The sequence below is a fragment of the Pseudomonas sp. TTU2014-080ASC genome, assembly GCF_001446935.1.
Lineage (GTDB): Bacteria > Pseudomonadota > Gammaproteobacteria > Pseudomonadales > Pseudomonadaceae > Aquipseudomonas.
Map to the genome: position 1 here is coordinate 316,019 of NZ_LKKK01000012.1, position 20,552 is coordinate 336,570.

17 protein-coding genes are annotated in these 20,552 nt (G+C 56.8%); 6 read left to right on the plus strand and 11 right to left on the minus strand.

All coding sequences use genetic code 11. The annotated features are described in order from the left end of the window. Positions 1-28: 28 nt before the first annotated feature. The 8 genes from AO726_RS16210 to AO726_RS16245 all read right to left on the minus strand — a co-directional run bounded on the left by AO726_RS16210 (position 29) and on the right by AO726_RS16245 (position 8,987). Positions 29-883, minus strand: a complete 855-nt coding sequence (locus AO726_RS16210; RefSeq protein ID WP_058069135.1) for an ABC transporter permease subunit — start codon at positions 881-883, stop codon at positions 29-31. Continuing rightward, positions 880-1,761: an ABC transporter permease subunit gene (locus tag AO726_RS16215; protein ID WP_177330564.1), complete on the minus strand. Its 882-nt coding sequence runs from the start codon at positions 1,759-1,761 to the stop codon at positions 880-882. The genes AO726_RS16210 and AO726_RS16215 overlap by 4 nt, the downstream gene beginning before the upstream one ends. Before the next feature lie 26 nt (positions 1,762-1,787). Then, complete coding sequence (locus AO726_RS16220) at positions 1,788-2,930, minus strand: ABC transporter ATP-binding protein (RefSeq protein ID WP_058069137.1); 1,143 nt, start codon at positions 2,928-2,930, stop codon at positions 1,788-1,790. 51 nt (positions 2,931-2,981) lie between these two features. Continuing rightward, positions 2,982-4,067: a polyamine ABC transporter substrate-binding protein gene (locus AO726_RS16225; RefSeq protein ID WP_058069138.1), complete on the minus strand. Its 1,086-nt coding sequence runs from the start codon at positions 4,065-4,067 to the stop codon at positions 2,982-2,984. A 67-nt stretch (positions 4,068-4,134) separates the two neighbouring features. Then, positions 4,135-5,229, minus strand: coding sequence for a polyamine ABC transporter substrate-binding protein (locus AO726_RS16230; protein ID WP_058069139.1), 1,095 nt, complete (start codon positions 5,227-5,229; stop codon positions 4,135-4,137). 155 nt (positions 5,230-5,384) lie between these two features. After that, positions 5,385-6,755, minus strand: a complete 1,371-nt coding sequence (locus tag AO726_RS16235) for an aspartate aminotransferase family protein (RefSeq protein ID WP_058069140.1) — start codon at positions 6,753-6,755, stop codon at positions 5,385-5,387. Positions 6,756-6,834: 79 nt separating this feature from the next. Next, on the minus strand, positions 6,835-8,193 hold the full coding sequence (locus AO726_RS16240) for a glutamine synthetase family protein (RefSeq protein WP_058069141.1): 1,359 nt from the start codon (positions 8,191-8,193) through the stop codon (positions 6,835-6,837). Positions 8,194-8,234: 41 nt separating this feature from the next. Next, positions 8,235-8,987, minus strand: coding sequence for a gamma-glutamyl-gamma-aminobutyrate hydrolase family protein (locus AO726_RS16245; protein ID WP_058069142.1), 753 nt, complete (start codon positions 8,985-8,987; stop codon positions 8,235-8,237). A gap of 276 nt (positions 8,988-9,263) precedes the next feature. Between AO726_RS16245 and AO726_RS16250 the strand changes: the two genes are divergently transcribed. Both AO726_RS16250 and AO726_RS16255 read left to right on the plus strand, forming a co-directional pair. Continuing rightward, entirely contained in the window at positions 9,264-10,643 is a 1,380-nt protein-coding gene (locus AO726_RS16250; protein WP_058069143.1) for a glutamine synthetase family protein, read from the plus strand. Between the two features lie 125 nt (positions 10,644-10,768). Next, positions 10,769-11,827 carry an extracellular solute-binding protein gene (locus AO726_RS16255; RefSeq protein WP_058069144.1) on the plus strand — a complete coding sequence of 353 codons (1,059 nt, stop codon included), beginning with the start codon at positions 10,769-10,771 and terminating at the stop codon, positions 11,825-11,827. 69 nt (positions 11,828-11,896) lie between these two features. On the opposite strand, the gene AO726_RS16260 is transcribed toward AO726_RS16255, so the two are convergent. After that, positions 11,897-13,261 carry a CYTH domain-containing protein gene (locus tag AO726_RS16260; protein ID WP_058069216.1) on the minus strand — a complete coding sequence of 455 codons (1,365 nt, stop codon included), beginning with the start codon at positions 13,259-13,261 and terminating at the stop codon, positions 11,897-11,899. A gap of 112 nt (positions 13,262-13,373) precedes the next feature. Between AO726_RS16260 and AO726_RS16265 the strand changes: the two genes are divergently transcribed. From AO726_RS16265 to argA, 4 genes are all read left to right on the plus strand, one after another. Continuing rightward, a complete protein-coding gene (locus AO726_RS16265; RefSeq protein WP_058069145.1) occupies positions 13,374-14,051 on the plus strand; it encodes a TIGR00153 family protein in 678 nt (225 codons plus the stop codon). 39 nt (positions 14,052-14,090) lie between these two features. Then, positions 14,091-15,356, plus strand: coding sequence for an inorganic phosphate transporter (locus AO726_RS16270; protein ID WP_058069146.1), 1,266 nt, complete (start codon positions 14,091-14,093; stop codon positions 15,354-15,356). Positions 15,357-15,451: 95 nt separating this feature from the next. Next, on the plus strand, positions 15,452-16,600 hold the full coding sequence (gene argE, locus AO726_RS16275) for an acetylornithine deacetylase (RefSeq protein ID WP_058069147.1): 1,149 nt from the start codon (positions 15,452-15,454) through the stop codon (positions 16,598-16,600). Positions 16,601-16,725: 125 nt separating this feature from the next. Beyond that, the gene (gene argA / locus AO726_RS16280; protein WP_058069148.1) at positions 16,726-18,024 is read left to right on the plus strand and encodes an amino-acid N-acetyltransferase; all 1,299 of its coding nucleotides are present in this window, start codon (positions 16,726-16,728) and stop codon (positions 18,022-18,024) included. A 187-nt stretch (positions 18,025-18,211) separates the two neighbouring features. Here the strand turns inward: argA and AO726_RS16285 are convergent, their stop codons facing one another. Both AO726_RS16285 and AO726_RS16290 read right to left on the minus strand, forming a co-directional pair. Beyond that, on the minus strand, positions 18,212-18,853 hold the full coding sequence (locus AO726_RS16285) for a TetR/AcrR family transcriptional regulator (protein WP_058069149.1): 642 nt from the start codon (positions 18,851-18,853) through the stop codon (positions 18,212-18,214). A 69-nt stretch (positions 18,854-18,922) separates the two neighbouring features. Continuing rightward, on the minus strand, positions 18,923-20,362 hold the full coding sequence (locus AO726_RS16290; RefSeq protein ID WP_082629163.1) for a GGDEF domain-containing protein: 1,440 nt from the start codon (positions 20,360-20,362) through the stop codon (positions 18,923-18,925). Between the last annotated feature and the right edge of the window lie 190 nt (positions 20,363-20,552).

Here is a 20,552-nt window from a genome sequence, read left to right on the forward strand (position 1 = left end):
GAAGTGGCCCTTTTCATAACACCTTTGCTTACGCGGTTTGCGCTGCGCCGGTGGTTTCGTCCATGGCTTGTTGCAAGGCCTTCTTGCGTTTTTCTTCGGCACGGTGGGCGAAGAACCACATCACGAAGGTAGCCAACGAGACGCTGAGCAGGATCAGGCTCGCCACTGCGTTGATCTCAGGCTTCACGCCCAGTCGTACAGCAGAGAACACTTCCATCGGCAGCGTGGTCGAACCTGGACCGGACACGAAGCTGGCCAGTACCAAGTCGTCCAGCGACAGGGCGAAGGACATCATGGCCCCGGCTACCAGCGACGGCGCGATCATCGGGATGGTGATCAGGAAGAACACCTTCCACGGCCGTGCACCGAGGTCCATGGCAGCCTCTTCGATGGACAAATCCAGCTCACGCAAGCGAGAGGAGACGATCACCGCAACATACGCCGAGCAGAAGGTGGTGTGCGCGATCCAGATGGTCAGCAGGCCACGCTCTGCCGGCCAGCCGATCAGCTGAGCCATTGCCACGAACAGCAGCAACAGCGACAGACCGGTGATTACCTCTGGCATAACCAGCGGTGCAGTCACCAGACCACCGAACAGCGTGCGGCCTTTGAAGCGGGTCACGCGGGTCAGCACAAAGGCTGCCATGGTGCCCAATGCCACCGCCGCAATGGCGGTGTACAGCGCCACTTCCAGGGAGCGCATGACCGAGTTCATCAGCTGGGTGTTATCCAACAGGCCGACGTACCACTTGATCGACCAACCACCCCACACGGTTACCAGGCGGGATGCGTTGAACGAGTAGATGACCAGAATGACCATCGGTAAGTAGATAAACGCCAAGCCCGCCCACAACATGAAGTTGGAGAAACTAAAACGCTTCATGGCCGTCCCTCCATTTCTTTGGCTTGGTTACGGTTAAACAGGATGATCGGGACAATTAGGATCGCCAGCATCACTACCGCCAGGGCAGACGCCACCGGCCAGTCGCGGTTGTTGAAGAACTCCTGCCACAACACTTTACCGATCATGAGTGTTTCCGGGCCGCCCAGCAGCTCAGGAATCACGAACTCACCCACAACCGGGATGAACACCAGCATGCAACCGGCGATGATGCCGTTTTTCGCCAGCGGTACGGTGATTTTCCAGAAGCTGTTGAAGGTGCTGGATCCCAGGTCAGCTGCTGCTTCCAACAGGCTTTGATCGTGTTTGACCAGGTTGGCATACAGCGGCAACACCATGAACGGCAGGTACGAGTAGACGATACCGATGTACACCGCCAAGTTAGTGTTGAGAATCTGCAGCGGCGTATCAATAACGCCCAGCCACATCAGGAAGCCATTGAGCAGACCGTTGTTGCTGAGAATGCCCATCCACGCATACACGCGGATCAGGATCGCAGTCCAAGTCGGCATCATGATCAGCAGCAGGAATACCATCTGCTTATCTTTTGGAGCCCGTGCAATGGCATATGCCATCGGGAAACCAATCAACAGGCACAGAATGGTACTGACCGCAGCGATCTTCAATGAGCCCAGATAGGCCGCCAGGTACAGCGCATCCTCACTGAGGAAGATGTAATTACCCAGGTTGATGATCAGGGTGAGTTTGTTTTCTGCCCATGTGTACACGTCGGTGTACGGCGGAATGGCTACGTCTGCTTCAGCAAAGCTGATCTTCAGAACGATGAAGAACGGCAGCATGAAGAACAGGAACAGCCACAGAAACGGCACTCCGATTACGAAGTGCCGCCCGGTGGGCAAGCGGCGACTAATGCTTCGGATGATATTCATGAGCGCAACGCCACCCCGCTGTCGTCCTCCCACCACACGAATACCTGGTCATCCCAGGTCGGACGTGCACCGCGGCGCTCGGCGTTAGCCACGAACGACTGAACAATCTTGCCGCTCGGCAGCTCTACGTGGAAGACCGAGTGGCCGCCCAGATAAGCGATGTCGTGAACAATACCGCGGGACCAGTTGTGCTCAGATGTCGGCTGTTCAGTGCTGATGAGCATTTTTTCCGGACGAATTGCATAGGTGATGCTCTTGTCCTGAACCGAAGTACTGACACCATGGCCGACGTAGATCGGACGCTCCAGATCAGGAGAAGCGATCAGAGCGTAGCCTTCCATGTCCTCAACCACTTGGCCATCGAACAGGTTGACGTTGCCGATAAATTCGCAAACCAAGCGGCTGGTCGGCGTCTCATAAACATCGACCGGACTACCGATCTGCTCAATGCAACCCAGATGCATGATGGCGATGCGTTGGGCCATGGTCATGGCCTCTTCCTGGTCATGGGTCACCATCACGCAGGTCACGCCTACGCGCTCGATGATCTCAACCAGCTCAAGCTGCATCTGCGAACGCAGTTTCTTGTCCAACGCGCCCATTGGCTCGTCGAGCAGCAGCAGTTTCGGGCGCTTGGCCAGCGAACGGGCCAGAGCCACACGCTGACGCTGACCGCCGGAAAGCTGGTGTGGTTTGCGCTTGGCATACTGGGTCATGTGCACCAGTTTGAGCATTTCTTCGACGCGGGCGTCGATCTCAGCCTTCGGCATTTTGTCCTGCTTGAGTCCGAAGGCGATGTTGTCCGCCACGCTCATATGCGGGAACAAGGCGTAGGACTGGAACATCATGTTGATCGGACGCTCGTATGGCGGCAGGTCGGTAATGTCCTGGCCATCAAGGAAGATGCGTCCCTCTGTCGGCTTTTCAAAGCCTGCCAACATACGCAGCAAGGTGGACTTACCGGAACCGGAACCGCCGAGCAGAGCGAAGATTTCGCCCTTGTTGATGGTCAGTGAAACATCTTCAACAGCTACCGTTTCATCGAATTTTTTTGTTACGCGCTCGATTTTGACCAGAACCTCTTTCGGCTTCTGACCACCCTCGAGAACTTTTTTATAGGCACTGGAAGCAACTGCCATTACCAAAACTCCACGAATTGAGCGCCCGGGCACCGCGACCGGGCGTTTAAATTATTTACCGGACTTGATCTTGGTCCAGCTGCGCGTCATCAGTCGCTGCACCTTAACCGGCAACTCCGAAGAGATGTACAGCTTGTCCAGCACCGCTTGTGGCGGGTACACGGACTCATCGTTGAGTACATCCTGATCCATCAGCTCGCCCGCCTTGAGGTTAGGGTTGGCATAGCCGACATAATCGCTGACTCCGGCAATGGCAGCCGGATCCAGCAGATAGTTGATGAAGCTGTGCGCTTCTTTAACATTGGTTGCATCCGCTGGGATGGCAATCATGTCAAACCACAGATTGGCACCTTCCTTGGGGATGCTGTAGGCGATTTCGACGCCCTTTTCAGCCTCTTCGGCACGGTCAGCAGCCTGCATTACGTCGCCTGAAAAGCCGACTGCGACGCAGATATTGCCGTTGGCCAGATCACCAATGTATTTAGAGCTGTGGAAATAACTGACATAAGGGCGTACGGCCAGTAATTTGGCTTCGGCCTTGGCGATGTCATCCGCGCTGTGGGTATTCGGGTCCAGGCCCATGTAGTTGAGCATGGCCGGAAGCATTTCATCAGCCGAGTCGAGGAAACTCACACCGCAAGTGGAGAGTTTCTTGATGTTCTCCGGCTCAAATACAACGTTCCACGAATCAATGTGGTCGAGTCCGAGCACTTCTTTGACCTTGGCTACGTTGTAACCAATACCGTTGGTGCCCCACAGATAAGGCACGGAGTACTGGTTTCCGGGATCGTTTGCCTCCAGCTGCTTGAGCAGAGCAGGGTCCAGGTTGTCCCAGTTTGGCAGCAGGCTACGGTCGAGCTTCTGAAATGCGCCCGCCTTGATCTGCTTACCGAGAAAATGGTTTGAAGGCACTACGATGTCGTAGCCGGAGCGACCAGCCAACAACTTACCTTCAAGGGTTTCGTTGGAATCAAAAACGTCGTACTGGACTGTTATACCGGTCTCTTTTTTGAAGTCGTCCAGAGTGGTTTCACCGATGTAGTCCGACCAGTTATAGACCTTGACCACAGGCTCGGCAGCTTGCGCAGCAGTAACAGCGGCGGCCAGCAGACCTGCCAGGAGAGGAATACGACGCATAGGATTTCCTTTTTTGTTCTAGGGAAGACGGCAGAAAAGCCTGCCGTCTCCGTTTACATCGACAGCATTAACGACCGGATTTGATCTTGGTCCAGCTGCGGGTCATCAAACGCTGAGCGTTGGCTGGCAGATCCGGGAAGGTGTAGATCTTGGCCATAGTTTCAGCGTTCGGATAAATACCCGGGTCGTTGCGCAGGACTTCATCGACCAGCGGAGTGGCAGCTGCGTTGCCATTCGGGAACTGGGTGTAGTTACTGATGTTGGCCATCACTTCCGGCTTCATCAGGTAGTTGAGGAACACATGAGCCTCTTCGACGTTTTTCGCATCAGCTGGGATGGCGAGCATGTCGAAGAAACTGCCAGCACCTTCTTTAGGGATGCTGTAGGAAATGTTCACGCCGTTCTTGGCTTCTTCAGCACGGGACTTGGACTGATACAGGTCACCCGAGTAACCGACGGCCATACAGATGTTGCCGTTAGCCAGGTCGCCGATGTACTTGGAGCTGTGGAAGTAGGAGATCGAAGAGCGGATCGACAGGAACAGCTCTTCAGCTTTCTTCAGTTCTTCCGGCTTGGTGCTGTCCGGCTTGAAGCCCAGGTAGTTCAGCGCCGCTGGCAGAATCTCGGTTGGGGAGTCCAGGAAGGTTACGCCGCAGTCTTTCAGCTTGGCGATATTTTCCGGCTTAAACACGATGTCCCAGCTATCAACCGGCACGTCGCCCAGAGCAGCCTTCACCTTGTCTACGTTGTAGCCCAGGCCAATGGTGCCCCACATGTATGGGATGGAGTACTGGCTGCCCGGATCGCTTGGGTCCAGTGCGTGCAGCAGGTTCTTGTCGAGGTTCTCCCAGTTTGGCAGCTTGGACTTGTCCAGCTTCTGGAAAACACCGGCTTTGATCTGCTTAGCCAGGAATGGGTTGGACGGCACCACGATGTCGTAGCCCGAGCTGCCCGCCAGCAGTTTGGCTTCCAGGGTTTCGTTGCTGTCAAAGACGTCATAAACGACCTTGATGCCGGTTTCTTTCTGGAAGTTTTCCAGAGTGTCTTCGGCAATGTAATCAGACCAGTTGTAAACGTGCAGAACTTTATCTTCTGCAACTGCGTTACCTGCAACAGCGGCCGCCAAAGACACGGCAAGAAGGGTTTTGCTGACTTTACTCATGCATACAGCTCCTGTTGTTGTAGTCGTAGACCGGAAAAGCGCGCTCATTACGCACCTTTCCGGTGGGCCTGACGCACGCATTGGCGCAGTCTGGCAAGGTCCTTGTCTGGTGACAACATTCAGATATAAGCAAATGAAAATAAAGGATAAATCCCTTACTTCAGAACCTCTGCTGCTGTCAGATCCAGACACTTGCGAGCCTTCTCCACCAGCTCGTCAATCTCAGCATGGCTGATAACCAACGGTGGCGAAATGATCATGGTGTCCCCCACTGCTCGCATGATCAGGCCATTGTTGAAGCAATGACCACGGCAAATCATTCCAACTGCCTTATCGGCCGGATAGCGCGTGCGGGTGGTTTTGTCTTTTACCAGTTCAATGGCACCCAACATGCCAACTCCACGCACCTCTCCAACCAGCGGGTGATCACTCAGCTCACGTAAACGTTTCTGCAAGTACGGTGCCGTTTCTGCCTTAACCCGTTCAACAATTTTTTCTTCCTGCAAAATTCGCAGGTTTTCCAGGCCGACAGCCGCGGCCACCGGATGCCCTGAATAGGTGAAACCGTGGTTGAAATCGCCGCCCTCATTCAGCACCGCGACGATATCGTCACGTACCACCAAGCCTCCCATTGGGATGTAGCCCGAAGTCAGGCCTTTGGCGATGGTCATCATGTGCGGGGTATTACCGAAATAGTCGCTGCCGAACCATTCGCCGGTACGACCAAAACCGCAGATCACTTCATCGGCAATAAAGAGGATGTCGTACTTGGCAAGAATCTCGCGAATGCGCGGCCAGTAGGTTTCTGGCGGAATGATGACTCCACCGGCTCCCTGAATCGGCTCGGCAATAAAGGCGGCAACATTCTCTTCGCCCACCTCAAGAATCTTCTTCTCGAGCTGATCAGCCGCCCAGATACCAAACTCGGCCGGAGTCATATCGCCGCCTTCGCCGAACCAGTATGGCTGCGGAATATGGACGATGCCCGGAATCGGCAGATCGCCCTGCTCGTGCATATAAGTCATGCCGCCCAGGCTCGCACCTGCAACGGTCGAACCGTGGTAGCCGTTGATACGGCTGATAAAAACCTTCTTATTAGGCTTACCCTTGAGTGCCCAATAATGGCGCACCATACGCAGCATGGTGTCATTGCCTTCAGAACCCGAACCGGTGAAGAACACATGGTTCATCCCTTCAGGGGTCAGTTTTGAAATTTCTTTGGCCAGTTCCAACGCCGGTGGCGTGGCGGTCTGGAAAAACATGTTGTAGTACGGCAATTCCTGCATCTGGCGATAAGCTGCGTCGGCCAGTTCTTTACGGCCATAACCAACCGCAACACACCACAGGCCGGCCATCGCATCGAGGATTTTCTTGCCCTCGCTGTCCCACAGATAGACGCCCTCAGCCTTGGTAATGATGCGCGGGCCATTCTCTGACAACTGTTTAAAGTCACTGAAAGGGGCCAGATGATGCTCACGGCTCATCGCCTGCCATTCACGGGTTTTCGGGTTTACTTGCTCGCTCATAACAACACCTTTCCAAACAGGTCATACAGCGGCCTGATGATGAGGGCTGGCGCGCAGTAACCGCGCCAGCCTTTGGGGCTTATACAGACAGCAGCAGGAACTCACGCTCCCAGGAGCTGATCACCCGGTTGTAGTTCTCGTGCTCGGCGCGTTTAACCGCCACGTAGCCACGGATGAACTTCTCGCCCAGATATTTCTCGGCATCCTTACAGGCTTCCATACGCTCCAGCGCACTTTCGATAGTGACTGGCAGGCGCAGGTTGCGGCGCTCATAACCACGACCTTTAACTGGTGCGCTCGGTTTCACATCACCGACCATGCCCATGTAGCCGCACAGCAGGCTGGCTGCGAGCACCAGATACGGGTTGGCATCAGCACCGGCGAGGCGGTTCTCCACACGGCGGTTTTGCGGCGTGGCTTCAGGCACGCGCAATCCTACAGTGCGGTTTTCCTCACCCCACTCGACGTTAACCGGAGCGGAAGTGTCTGGCAGGAAGCGGCGGAACGAGTTGACGTTCGGGGCAAACAGCGGCAGCAGCTCAGGGATGTACTTCTGCAAACCACCAATGTGCTGCATAAACAGCTCACTCATGGTGCCGTCCGGATTGGAGAACAGGTTCTTACCGGTTTTGATGTCCACCACACTCTGGTGGATGTGCATGGCGCTGCCTGGCTGATCGGTGATCGGCTTGGCCATAAAGGTCGCCGCGACGTCATGCTTCAGGGCGGCTTCACGCATGGTGCGTTTGAACACCAGGATCTGGTCAGCCAGGTGCAGGGCATCGCCGTGACGGAAGTTGATTTCCATCTGCGCCGGGCCTTCCTCGTGGATCAGGGTATCCAGATCCAAGCCCTGCATCTCACACCAGTCGTACATGTCTTCGAATAGTGGGTCGAATTCGTTAGCCGCATCAATAGAGAACGATTGACGACCGGTTTCCGGGCGGCCGGAGCGGCCAACCGGCGCCACCAGCGGGAAGTCCGGGTCACTGTTGCGCTTGGTCAGGTAAAACTCCATTTCCGGCGCAACGATTGGCTTCCAGCCTTTATCGGCGTACAGCTTAAGGACGTTCTTAAGGATGTTGCGGGGAGACAGCTCAATAGGCCGGCCCTGCTTATCAAAGGTGTCGTGAATCACCATCGCAGTCGGCTCGATAGCCCACGGCACCAGGAAGACAGCGTTCTCGTCGGGGCGGCAGAACATATCAATGTCAGCCTCGTCGAGCAGCTCATAGTAGATATCGTCGTCGACATAGTCGCCCGTTACAGTCTGCAGCAGCACACTTTCGGGCAGGCGCATGCCTTTTTCGTCGAGGAACTTATTGGTCGGCGAAATCTTACCGCGGGCAATGCCGGTAAGGTCGCTGATCAGACATTCAACTTCGGTGATTTTGCGTTCTTTCAGCCAGCTCGAAAGCTGGTCTAATTTGGTACTCATAGAGACCTCAGGGTTGGTGAGAACCGGCACCTGTCGCCGGTTCAGCGTTGCCCCGCCCTCTTCCTGCAAGCCTCACCAAAGGCCTGGAAGATGGCGAGATAATTCGGGTTAGATCGTACCTGCCACTCGGGGTGCCATTGCACCCCTACTGCAAAGGTTTTAGCACTTTCTATCGAGAATGCTTCGATCAACCCGTCAGGCGCCAAAGCTTCTACGCGAAGGCCCGGCGCCAGACGCTGAACGCCCTGGCCATGAATGGAGTTGATCTGGATTTCGTCCGGTAAACCCAGTCCAGCCAACACGCCACCGGGCTGAATATGCAGCGCGTGGCGCAGGCCGTATTGTTCTTCGGCCGGCAGGTTTTCCGGCTCACGGTGATCCATATAGCCATCGACCTCGTGCACCTTTTGATGCAGCGAGCCGCCGAAGGCCACGTTCATTTCCTGAAAGCCACGACAGATGCCCAGTACGGGAATCCCTGCGTCGACTGCTGCTCTGATCAGCGGCAGCGTGGTGCTGTCGCGTGCGGGGTCGTGATGAGTGCCCGGATCGCTTGGCTCACCGGCATAATGGTATGGCTCAACATTAGAAGGGGAGCCGGGGAAAACCAGCCCGTCGAGCTGTTCAAGCAAGTAGGCCAAATCGATCTGATCGCCCAGTGCGGGAATGATCAGAGGCATTGCACCTGCTGCGTGCAGCACCGCCTGCAGATATTTGTCACCTGCGGTGTGATAAACATTGTGACCAATCAACTTGGTACAAGCACTGACGCCGATAATCGGCTGACGTGACATGGGACACCCGTTTTATAGCTGTTATGGGTTTGACCCGAGCTTAGCCTTGTTCATTTTTTTACACAATAGTCACATAAAAATCTGAACACACCCCGGTTAACCCCCCGGCAAACTCAACACAGACAGCTATTTGACGGCCCTTCTCCGCCCCAAAACCGGCCACCACGCCCCATAACAGGGCAAAAATAGCCTTACTTGACAGCATATTGCGTTTACGATTGACTCAACCCCGTGCGATTGCATGATTGATATATTTAACAAAAAAGGTGTTGCATCATGTCGGTACCCCCGCGTGCCGTTCAGCTTAACGAAGCGAACGCGTTCCTTAAGGAACATCCTGAGGTCCAGTTCGTCGACCTTCTTATTGCAGATATGAATGGGGTGGTGCGAGGCAAACGCATTGATCGAAATGCCCTGCACAAAGTGTACGAAAAAGGCATCAACCTTCCGGCGTCACTCTTCGCCCTCGACATTAACGGCTCAACTGTAGAAAGCACCGGCCTCGGCCTGGACATCGGTGATGCCGACCGTATCTGTTTCCCTATTCCCAATACCCTGTGCAATGAGCCATGGCAGAAACGCCCTACCGCACAACTGCTGATGACCATGCACGAACTGGACGGCACCCCGTTCTTCGCCGATCCACGTGAGGTATTGCGTCAGGTTGTAGAGAAATTCGACGAACTTGGCCTGCGCATTTGTGCAGCGTTTGAACTGGAGTTCTACCTGATTGACCAGGAGAACGTGAATGGCCGTCCACAGCCTCCACGCTCACCGATCTCCGGCAAGCGCCCGCACTCAACTCAGGTTTACCTGATCGACGATCTCGACGAATACGTCGACTGCCTGCAGGACATGCTCGAAGCCGCTAAGGAACAAGGCATTCCGGCAGACGCCATCGTCAAGGAAAGTGCCCCTGCGCAGTTTGAAGTGAACCTGCACCACGTTGAAGACGCGATCAAAGCGTGCGATTACGCCCTGCTGCTCAAGCGTCTGATCAAGAACATTGCCTACGACCACGAGATGGACTCGACCTTTATGGCCAAGCCCTACCCGGGTCAAGCCGGTAATGGTCTGCATGTGCATATCTCGCTGCTCGATAAAAAGACCGGCAAGAACATCTTTGCTTCTGAAGATCCGCTGCAGAGCGAACCACTGCGCCATGCAGTCGGCGGCATCCTCGACACGCTCTCTGCATCTATGGCATTCCTCTGCCCGAACGTAAACTCGTACCGCCGCTTTGGCGCACAGTTCTACGTGCCTAACGCACCGAGCTGGGCACTGGATAACCGTACGGTTGCTGTACGCGTACCAACCGGCAGCCCGGATTCCATCCGCATTGAGCACAGGGTAGCGGGCGCTGACGCCAACCCATACCTGATGCTGGCGTCGATTCTGGCGGGCATTCACCACGGTCTGACTAACAAGATTGATCCAGGCGAGCCAATTGAAGGCAACTCCTACGAGCAACTTGAGCCCAGCCTGCCGAACAACTTGCGCGACGCCCTGCGTGAGCTGGATGACAGCGAAGTCCTGAACAAATACATCAGCCCCAAATACATCGACATTTTTGTCGCCTGCAAAGAGGCTGAACTGCAAGAGTTCGAGACAACCATCTCCGATCTGGAGTACAACTGGTACTTGCATACTGTCTGACATGATCCCGACGCCGGTTTAATAAACCGGCGTTTTCTTATGGAAATCTGCTTCATGTCATGAAACCGGAAGGTATGAGAACGTAATCTGTCACATTCCCCTGAATCGCTCCTAAGGAGAACCCGATGCTTCGCCTCGCTGTCCCGCTGCTGTTCGCTATGACACCGCTGCTGAGTTGTGCTGAAGAGGTAATCCGCGTTTACAACTGGAACGACTATATCGCCCCACAAGTACTCACCGATTTCACCGCCCAGACCGGAATCAAGGTTGACTACCAGACCTTCAGCACCGCCGAAGAACTGGAAGCAGCCCTGAACAACGGCGAGCCTTACGACGTAGCTGTCGCGCAGCACAACTCACTGCCGATGCTGATCGAAAAGAAGCTGATCCAACCGCTCGACCAGACCCTGCTGCCCAACCGCACCCATATCGACAAGCAGCTGCTGAGCAACCTCATTGCCCTGGACCCCAACAACCAGCACGCCATGCCTTATCAATGGGGCGCAATGGGCCTTGCGATCAACGTCCCGAAAGCTGAAGCGGCGTACGGTGGGCCACTACCAGAAAGCTGGAGCGTGCTCTTTGACCCTGAACAGAACGCCCGCCTGGCCGGTTGCGGTGTCAGCGTACTGGACGCGCCGGACGAAGTACTCACCGTGCTGCTCAACTACCAGGGCTACAACCTCGCCCGCAGCGGCCGCAGCCGCATCGAGCGCAGCGCACGTCTGCTCGAAGCCATCCGCCCGAATGTGCGCTACGTAGACAGCGAGCGCTATATCGATGACCTTAACGAAGGCAACCTGTGTGTGGCCGTGTCTTGGGTCGGTGATGCGCTGGTGGCCGCACAATCAGGCCAGCCCGTGCGATTCGTGATTCCTCAGGAAGGCTCCGTGCTGTTTATCGACAACATGGTGATTCCTGCCCAATCGGCCCGTCCTGACCTTGCCCACACCTTCATCAACTACCTGATGGATCCTAAGGTCGCCGCCAAGACTACCGCCGAAACCCTGTATCCGAGCGGTAACGCCCACGTCCGCGAGCACCTTGACGAGTCCCTGCGCAACCTACCAGACCTCTATCCGAGCCGGGAAACCAAGCGCCGCCTGTACACCCTGGAAACCCTGCCACAGAAACATCAGAGCGTCCGTGACCAAGTCTGGTCGCAGTTCCGCACTGACATCTGAGCCCGGTAAACAAACAAAAACGCCGCCAGCGGAATCCTCCCCTGGCGGCGTTTTTTGTTAACAGCGTACTTACTTAACCAGCTCGCGCCAGGCCTTCAACGACCCGATGATCTGCAGCTGAGTCATGCGCGCTTCCAGCACTTCGTCAGCAATTGCCTGCTGAGCCAACGCCTCCAGCTTGCCCATCTCTCCGTACAGGCGATCAACCTCAAGCACATCCAACACGTTACGAGCCAGACGCAGCCAAACCAGTAATCGACCAATACGCGGCAGCTGTTCGGCCAGGTCCTCAGGCTGCTGCTGATAGCGACGCACCTGTAGTGCGGCGCCTTCCTCAGCAATCAACGTGGCCAGCCAGCTTCCCAGCGCCGCAACGCCTTGACGCTCACCACGGGCATTGCGCTGTTGAGTCCAGGCGCGCCCCAAGAACCAACGCGAAGCGGTCAGAGACAACACTCCCCAGCGCACCGCCTGCAATTCAGCGGCAAACAGCTCAGGCGCCTGCTGACGCACCTGCTCATCCTGCTGACCGGCGCAAACCCGTGGGCGCCAATCCTGCAACAACGCATCAAGCATCTCCCTCAGATCATGGGAGCTGGCTCGCGGTGCCGCCTGGCCCAAGCTGCCGAGCAGTGCCCGCAGCTCGGACAGGCGCTCAACCCACTCCACCAGCAAGCGCCAGTGACCATTAAAACGATACTGCTCGGCCAGCCGCTGACTGCTGCCCAGCAAGTGCCAGCCCAGCGCCTGCACGCTGTCGTCCAACGTGGTCTCAGCACTCAGTTGCGGTAATGGCAGGTTCAGGCTGTAACTGGCGGAGTCGAACAGTCGATAGCCGCGCTCAGCCTTGCTGATATCGCATGGCATCAAGGGCAAGTCAGCCGCCAGCTCAGCGGCCAGTTCCAGCAGTGCAGCCGGATCGCCTTCACGCAACTCCAGCTCCAACTCGCAGATTTCTTCCTCACCTTCCCCTGCAATCACCTTCCCCAGATCCAGCGCAGCCTCAATCACCACCTTCGACTTGCCCCGGCCCCAGGCGATTTCGGCCTTCTCGCGAACAAAATCAGTGGTAAATATCGGCATCAACTGCTTCTTATCCAGATCAACCAGAGATGCAGGCCAGCAGCTGTCATCCAGCTTTTTCAAATCCAGCTTGGCCTTGCTCAGGTACCAGTCCCACTCATTGCGCTCGGACAGTCCGGCCACGCTCTGCCCCCGACTTTTCAGGGTCTGGATCACCTGCTCACCATCACGACGCAGACGCAACGCCACCTTGGCCTGGGACAGATCACGGGCCGGCGTATCGAAATACTGATTAAACAACTCGCAACGCTGCCAGCCACTCTTGTTGCGCTTCTTCAGCAGCGGATGCTCGCGTAGCGCTGCCAGGGTTTCACGGCTGGCACGCAGTTTGATTTCGGTTTCTTTGTTCATGATGATCAGGATCAACGCCTTTTACGAAATTGTGTCAGGTTAATTACACGCGGTGGCGAGGCTGAGGGGTGGCTCGTATAATTAAAGCCTTTCAACCCCCTGGACATAACCTATGCCTGCCAATCCATTTGCCAGCCTGTTTGGGCGCTCGCCGATTGGGCCAATGCAAAAACATTTTGCCAAGGCTCACGAGTGCGCAGCCAATCTGGTGCCTTTTTTCGAAGCCGTAATGGCTCAGGACTGGGCAAAAGTGGAAGAAATCCAGCAGTTCATGTCTGCGCTGGAGCACGAAGCCGACAAGCTCAAGAAGAGCGTGCGGATTAATCTGCCTAAAAGCCTTTTCCTGCCTGTACCGCGCTCGGACCTGCTCGAACTGCTGAGTGTACAGGACAAAGTCGCCAACCGCGCCAAGGACATCGCTGGCCTTATGCTTGGCCGCGAGATGGCCATCCCACAACCGCTGCAACCGCTGATGCGCGCCTTTGTACAGCGCAGTGTAGATGCCAGTGCCCAGGCCCTGAAAGCCATGAACGAGCTGGATGAGCTGCTCGAAACCGGCTTTGGCGGGCGTGAAGCTGCCCTGGTTGAGTCAATGGTCATGGAGCTCGAGCAAATCGAACGTGACACCGACGCGATGCAAATCGAAGTGCGCCGTGCCCTGTTCAAACTGGAGAAGGATCTTCCTCCGGTCGACGTGATGTTCCTCTACAAGATCATCGAGTGGATCGGCGACGTAGCCGACCGCGCCGAGCGTGTCGGCAACCGACTGGAACAACTGTTGGCGCGTTAAGCGCCAGTCTCCTTTTTGGAATTCAGAGATTAACTAGCTATGTCTTTTATCGCGGACTACGGCCTCGTATTGCTGCTGCTTGCCTGTTTATTCGGCTTCTTCATGGCTTGGGGCGTGGGTGCCAACGATGTGGCCAATGCCATGGGAACGTCGGTCGGCTCTAAGGCCCTGACCATCAAACAGGCGATTCTGATCGCCATGGTTTTCGAGTTCTGCGGGGCCTATCTGGCCGGTGGTGAAGTCACCGAAACCATCAAGAGTGGCATCGTTGATGCCTCACTGATCAGCCCTGAGTTGATGGTGCTGGGCATGATGTCAGCACTGCTGGCCGCGGGCAGCTGGCTGCTGATTGCCTCAACACGAGGCTGGCCGGTTTCCACCACACACACAATCGTGGGTGCGGTCATTGGCTTCGCTGCGGTAGGAATCTCATTTGACGCTGTGCACTGGGGTGGCGTCGGCCCGATCGTGGCGAGCTGGGTGGTTACACCGGTGCTGGCTGGGATCATCTCCTTCATTCTGTTTACCAGCGTGCAGAAGCTGATCATCGACACCGACAACCCGTTCCAGAACGCCAAGCGTTATGTCCCGATGTACATGTTTATCACCGGCTTCGTCATCTCCCTGATGACTATGACCAAAGGCCTGAAGCATGTTGGCCTGAACCTAACCGCAGGCCAGGGTTTCCTGCTGTCGCTGGGTATTGGTGCAGTGGTGATGCTGATTGGTATAGCCCTACTCAAACGCGTCAAGGTGGATGAAGAGGCAGACAAAAACTTCCACTTCTCCAGTGTGGAGAAGGTGTTCGCTATCCTGATGATCTTCACCGCCTGCTCCATGGCCTTTGCCCACGGCTCAAACGACGTAGCCAATGCCGTCGGCCCGCTGGCAGCAATTGTTGAAGTGCTGCTCTCCGGCGGTGATGTGGCAATCGGTGCCAAAGCCACCGTACCGGGCTGGGTGCTGCTGTTGGGCGCGATCGGTATCGTGGTGGGCCTGGCCACTTATGGCTATAAGGTGATTGCCACCATTGGTAAGGAAATTACCGAACTGACCCCAAGCCGCGGCTTCGCCGCGGAGCTGGCCGCTGCCACCACCGTGGTCAGCGCTTCGGGCCTGGGCCTGCCGGTTTCCACCACCCATACGCTGGTCGGCGCCATTCTCGGCGTAGGCTTGGCACGTGGTATCGGCGCACTGAACTTGGGCATGATCGGTAAAATCTTCCTGTCTTGGGTTGTGACCCTGCCAGTTGGTGCCGTGCTGTCGATCATCTTCTTCACCATCCTCAGCGGCATCTTCCTCTGATGCTGCCCGGCACGCTGGCTCTGCTGGCGTGCCGAACGGTTTCCCCTGTCGCTGCGAAGGCCCTATGATGGTCCTTCGCACGCGGAGACCGGTTCATGCCTCTACCCTCTTTCAAAGATCAATTCGCCGCACTCATTGCTGCACCGTCAGTGAGCTGTACTCAACCCAATTGGGATCAGTCCAACCTCACCGTCATCGAATTGCTCAGCACCTGGCTCGCCGACCTTGGCTTTGCCTGCGAGATCCGGCAAGTAACTCCTGGCAAATACAACCTGCTCGCCACCTACGGCTCCGGCCCCGGCGGATTGGTTCTGGCCGGGCACAGTGACACGGTGCCATTTGATGCTGCGCTGTGGCAGACCGATCCGCTAAAGCTCACTGAGGTTGATGGCCGCTGGGTCGGACTGGGCAGTTGCGACATGAAAGGCTTTTTCGCTCTGATCATTGAGGCAGTAAAGCCGCTGCTGGATCAGCCGTTCAAACAGCCGCTGCTGATTCTGGCCACCTGCGATGAAGAAAGCTCCATGTCTGGTGCCCGAGCACTGGCCGATGCCGGACGACCGCTTGGCCGAGCAGCAGTGATCGGCGAACCGACCGGACTGAAGCCCATCCGCCTGCACAAAGGCGTAATGATGGAGCGCATCGACATCCTCGGCCAGAGCGGCCACTCGTCCAACCCGGCACTGGGCCACAGCGCGCTGGAAGCCATGCAGGACGTGATGTTGGAGTTGCGCAACCTGCGCGGCGAGTGGCAGCAGAAGTACAACAACCCGCAATTCAGCGTGCCGCAGCCGACCCTGAACTTCGGCTGCATCCATGGTGGGGATAACCCCAACCGCATCTGCGGGCAGTGTTCACTTGAGTTCGACCTGCGCCCTCTGCCGGGCATGCAGCCGGAGCAGTTGCGTGCGGCTATCCGCCAGAAGCTGCAACCGCTGGCCGAACAACATCAGGTGAAGATCGACTTCGCACCACTGTTCCCCAGCGTGCCGCCGTTTGAACAGACTGCCGATGCCGAATTGGTACGCCTCGCCGAACAACTCACCGGCCATACTGCAACGGCAGTAGCATTCGGCACCGAAGCGCCTTATCTTCAACAACTTGGCTGCGAAACCCTGGTCCTGGGCCCTGGCGATATCGACTGCGCCCACCAACCCGGTGAATACTTGGAAATGTCACGCTTGCAGCCTACTGTGCGTCTACTGCAACAATTGATCGGCCACTATTGCCTGCAACCGGCCTGAAACCTGACCAACCGAGGAATAAACGCGTGAAGCTGCCCCAACTGCGACGATAACTCCCGCCCTGGCTGCCGCCCGGCGCTGCTGCGCCATCACCTTCGCGTTTATCCCCGATACAGGTTCAAATCATGCAAGATCACGTCAATTGGCTACGTAATGCCTCCCCTTACATCAACTCTCACCGGGACTGCACCTTTGTGGTCATGCTGCCTGGCGAAGGGGTAGCTCATCCGAATTTCGGCAATATCGTTCACGACATTGTCCTGCTGCACAGTCTCGGCGTACGTCTGGTGCTTGTGCATGGCTCACGCCCGCAAATCGAATCGCGCCTGAACAATAAAGGCCTCACACCGCACTACCACAACAACCTGCGCATCACCGATGCACCGACGCTGGAGTGTGTGATCGAAGCGGTCGGGCACCTGCGTATCGCCATCGAAGCACGCTTATCGATGGACATGGCGCGCTCGCCGATGCAAGGCTCACGCCTGCGCATCACCAGCGGCAACTTTGTGACGGCACGGCCGATTGGCGTGCTGGACGGCATCGACTTTCACCACACCGGCGAAGTCCGCCGGATCGACCGCAAAGGCATTAACCGTCAGCTGGATGAGCGCAGCATCGTGCTGCTGTCGCCGCTCGGCTACTCACCGACCGGGGAAATCTTCAACCTGGCCTGTGAAGACGTTGCCACCCGCGCGGCGATTGAGCTCAAAGCCGAAAAGCTGATTCTGTTTGGCGAAGAGTCCGGCCTGCTCGACGAAAGTGGCAAACTGGTACGGGAGCTGCGCCCGCAACAGGTACCCGCCCATCTCAAGCGCTTGGGCGACAGTTACCAGGGCGAGCTGCTGGACGCTGCCGCCGAAGCCTGCAAGGGCGGCGTGCGCCGCAGTCACATCGTCAGCTACATTGAAGATGGTGCCATGCTCAGTGAACTGTTCACCCGTACCGGTAACGGCACGCTGGTGGCGCAGGAGCAGTTTGAGTCCGTGCGCGAGGCTACCATTGAAGATGTCGGCGGCCTGATTGAGCTGATCACTCCGTTGGAGGATCAGGGCATCTTGGTGCGTCGTTCGCGGGAAGTGCTGGAGCGCGAGATTGAGCAGTTCACCATTGTCGAACGCGAAGGGCTGATCATTTCCTGTGCGGCGCTGTACCCAATTGCCGACTCAGACAGCGGCGAGCTGGCCTGCCTGGCTGTGAACCCGGCCTACCGTCACGGCGGGCGCGGAGATCAACTGCTGGAGCGCATCGAACAGCGGGCGCGGGCCATGGGCCTGAAAAAGCTGTTTGTGCTCACCACCCGCACTGCGCACTGGTTCCGTGAGCGCGGCTTCGAGCCCAGCAGCGTTGATCGCCTGCCAGCAGCGCGGGCATCGCTGTACAACTTCCAGCGTAATTCGCAGGTGTTTGAAAAGCCGCTGTAACACTCATCGGTGGGTAATCTGCTGCGCAGACTTACAGCACCCTACAGGACGCGGCCATCTTGTAGATACGTAGGGTGGGTGACGCTGTTTTCATCCACCAGCGGTAGCGCTGACACCCCGGATAACGCCCACGGCTAATCCAAGCTACGGACTGTTTGCAGGCACGGGCTCATCACCCCATTCGTGCTTACACCAAAGGCGAGGGACGCTTGGGCAGGTGTGGCGGCAGGTACAAGCTCAGGTAGGCATCGAACACGCGCATACCTTCCTCGGCCATGCGCGGCGTGACTTCGTCATGCAGCTGCACAGAGCGGGCGTAAACCCGATCGCCCAACTCCATCGCCAACGCAAACACGTCCACATCTTCCGGCAATTGCGGCAGCGGGAAGTGACGCTCGAATAACGCCTGCATCAGTTGCCCCAACTCCAGATCATGCTGACGGTCTGCCTGATTGATCTCGGCTAATCCATGCTGAGCCAAAATCAACTGACGTGCAGCGGCATCCTTGGCGTAAATGGCCAACATCCGCTGCTCTACGATCCGCGACAGATCACGCCAATTATTCAGGGTGTCATGCGACACCGGCTCCAACAAGCACGCTCGAAAAGCGCTGTGGATGTCTGCAACTAATGCTTCAAGCAGCAGCGGCACACTGGCAAAGAAGTGATAAACCGAAGACGGCGGAATCCCCGCGCGCTCCGCAACGCTGTAGATCGACAGCGCCGCAACGCCCTGTTCAGTGAGCAGCTCGCGGGCCGCCCCAAGAATCCCGGCGATGCGGGTCTGGCTGCTGGCTCGTGGCTTGCGGACAGTGGGAGTGCGCGACATGAATCAACCCGAAAATGATGGACGCCGTATTGGACGCCAGCCTGTACGTCCGCCGCAAGTCTGGCCAGCCTAAAGGCTGACCACTTTGTTACGCCCGGTCGATTTGGCCTGATACAGCGCCTGATCCGAACTGATCAGCATTTGCCGCAGCGTCATGCTCGCCTTAGGCTGCCAACACACGCCGATACTTACGGTGATGGAAATGGTATCGCCCACCTCCAGGGTAATCAGCTGCTTCTGTACCTCATCGCAGAGGCGCTGGGCGATGGACATCGTCTCTTCGTAGGTAACACCGGACATCAGCACCGCAAACTCTTCGCCGCCCAAACGTCCAAGCAGGTCGCGCTTGCGCAGCAGCGGTTTGATCGCTGCCGCAAACGCCATCAGCGCCTGGTCACCCATCGGATGGCCGTAGCGGTCATTAATGCTTTTGAAGTGATCGATATCTAGCATCAGCATCGCAACACTCATTCCGCGCTGCTTTTGCTGGGCGATGCGCACCTCACTGCGCGCCATAAACGGCGTACGCAGCAGGCAACCAGTCAGCGCATCGTGATTAGCCGCGTGGTCCAGCGTACGCAGCAGCTCTTCGCGGGCACTGTTGATCGAAGCCACCATGATCGGGCCAAGCACCAGGAAGGTCACGCCCAAGCGGATGGAAACCGTCGAGGCGATATCAGTGCCAGTATTCGTAGCATCCAGACTGAAGGCCACCGCAATCAGGTAGACGGTGCTAACAGCACCGGTCAGCAATACCGTGCTGAACAGACTGTAGCTCAGCGCACACCACAACAACGCAGGGACCGGAAAGGCAATCGCCCCTGGCCCACCGATGCTAAAGCTGGCAGCCAGCGACAGAATCAACGCAACAATCGGCAAGCCACGCCGCCATTCCACTGTCCAACGGCGGATTGAACGCGCCGGATTCAGCGCCGCCAGCGCCCACACCGGTGCAGTCAGCATGATCGGCAATACCACCAGACTGTTAACCAGCTCAGTGGAGAACCAGAGCAGAACCCCTGTGGACACTTCGTGGCCGAAATACACCGGGGTAATCCCACCACCTACAGCACCGCTACAGGCAGCCATCACCACGCAGATGGAGAACATGTACAACACCGACTGCGGCCGCAGCAGCTTGCGGTCGGCCGGGTCCAGTCGGCTGAACAAATAACAACCAGTCAGGACACCGCTCATGTTGGCGGCAGTCATCCACAAGGTCATTTCCAGCCCGCCGCCGGTCAGGAAATCGGCGGACAGATAGCCCACCAGCGCCGCAAGCCAGCCAGTTGGCGTGGCCATGTTCGGACAGCGCACCATAAGCCCAAGCAGAATGGCGTTCGCAGGCCAGAATGCGGCTAAGAAATCGAAGGGACGGGTCAGGATGCCAAACAGGCTAGCTGAAAAAACCACAGCGGCTACAATAAGCGCCGCACCCAGATGACGATATACAAACTCTGTGTTGCGAGGCTTTTCCAGCGCCTCGTTCATATTCTTATCAACAGCCATCAGGACACCAGATTGCACCCGTTGCGCCAGCCGAGTGGAGCCTGTAGAAATACCCCAGAACCCCACAACACCCTTCAGCCAGCGGGATACGGGCAAAAGAAAGCCCGGCTGCGTTATTGCAGCCGGGCGATCATAGCGCAATCACCTGATATTTTGGTATCAGAGTGCTAGATACTATTGCCAAACCCTA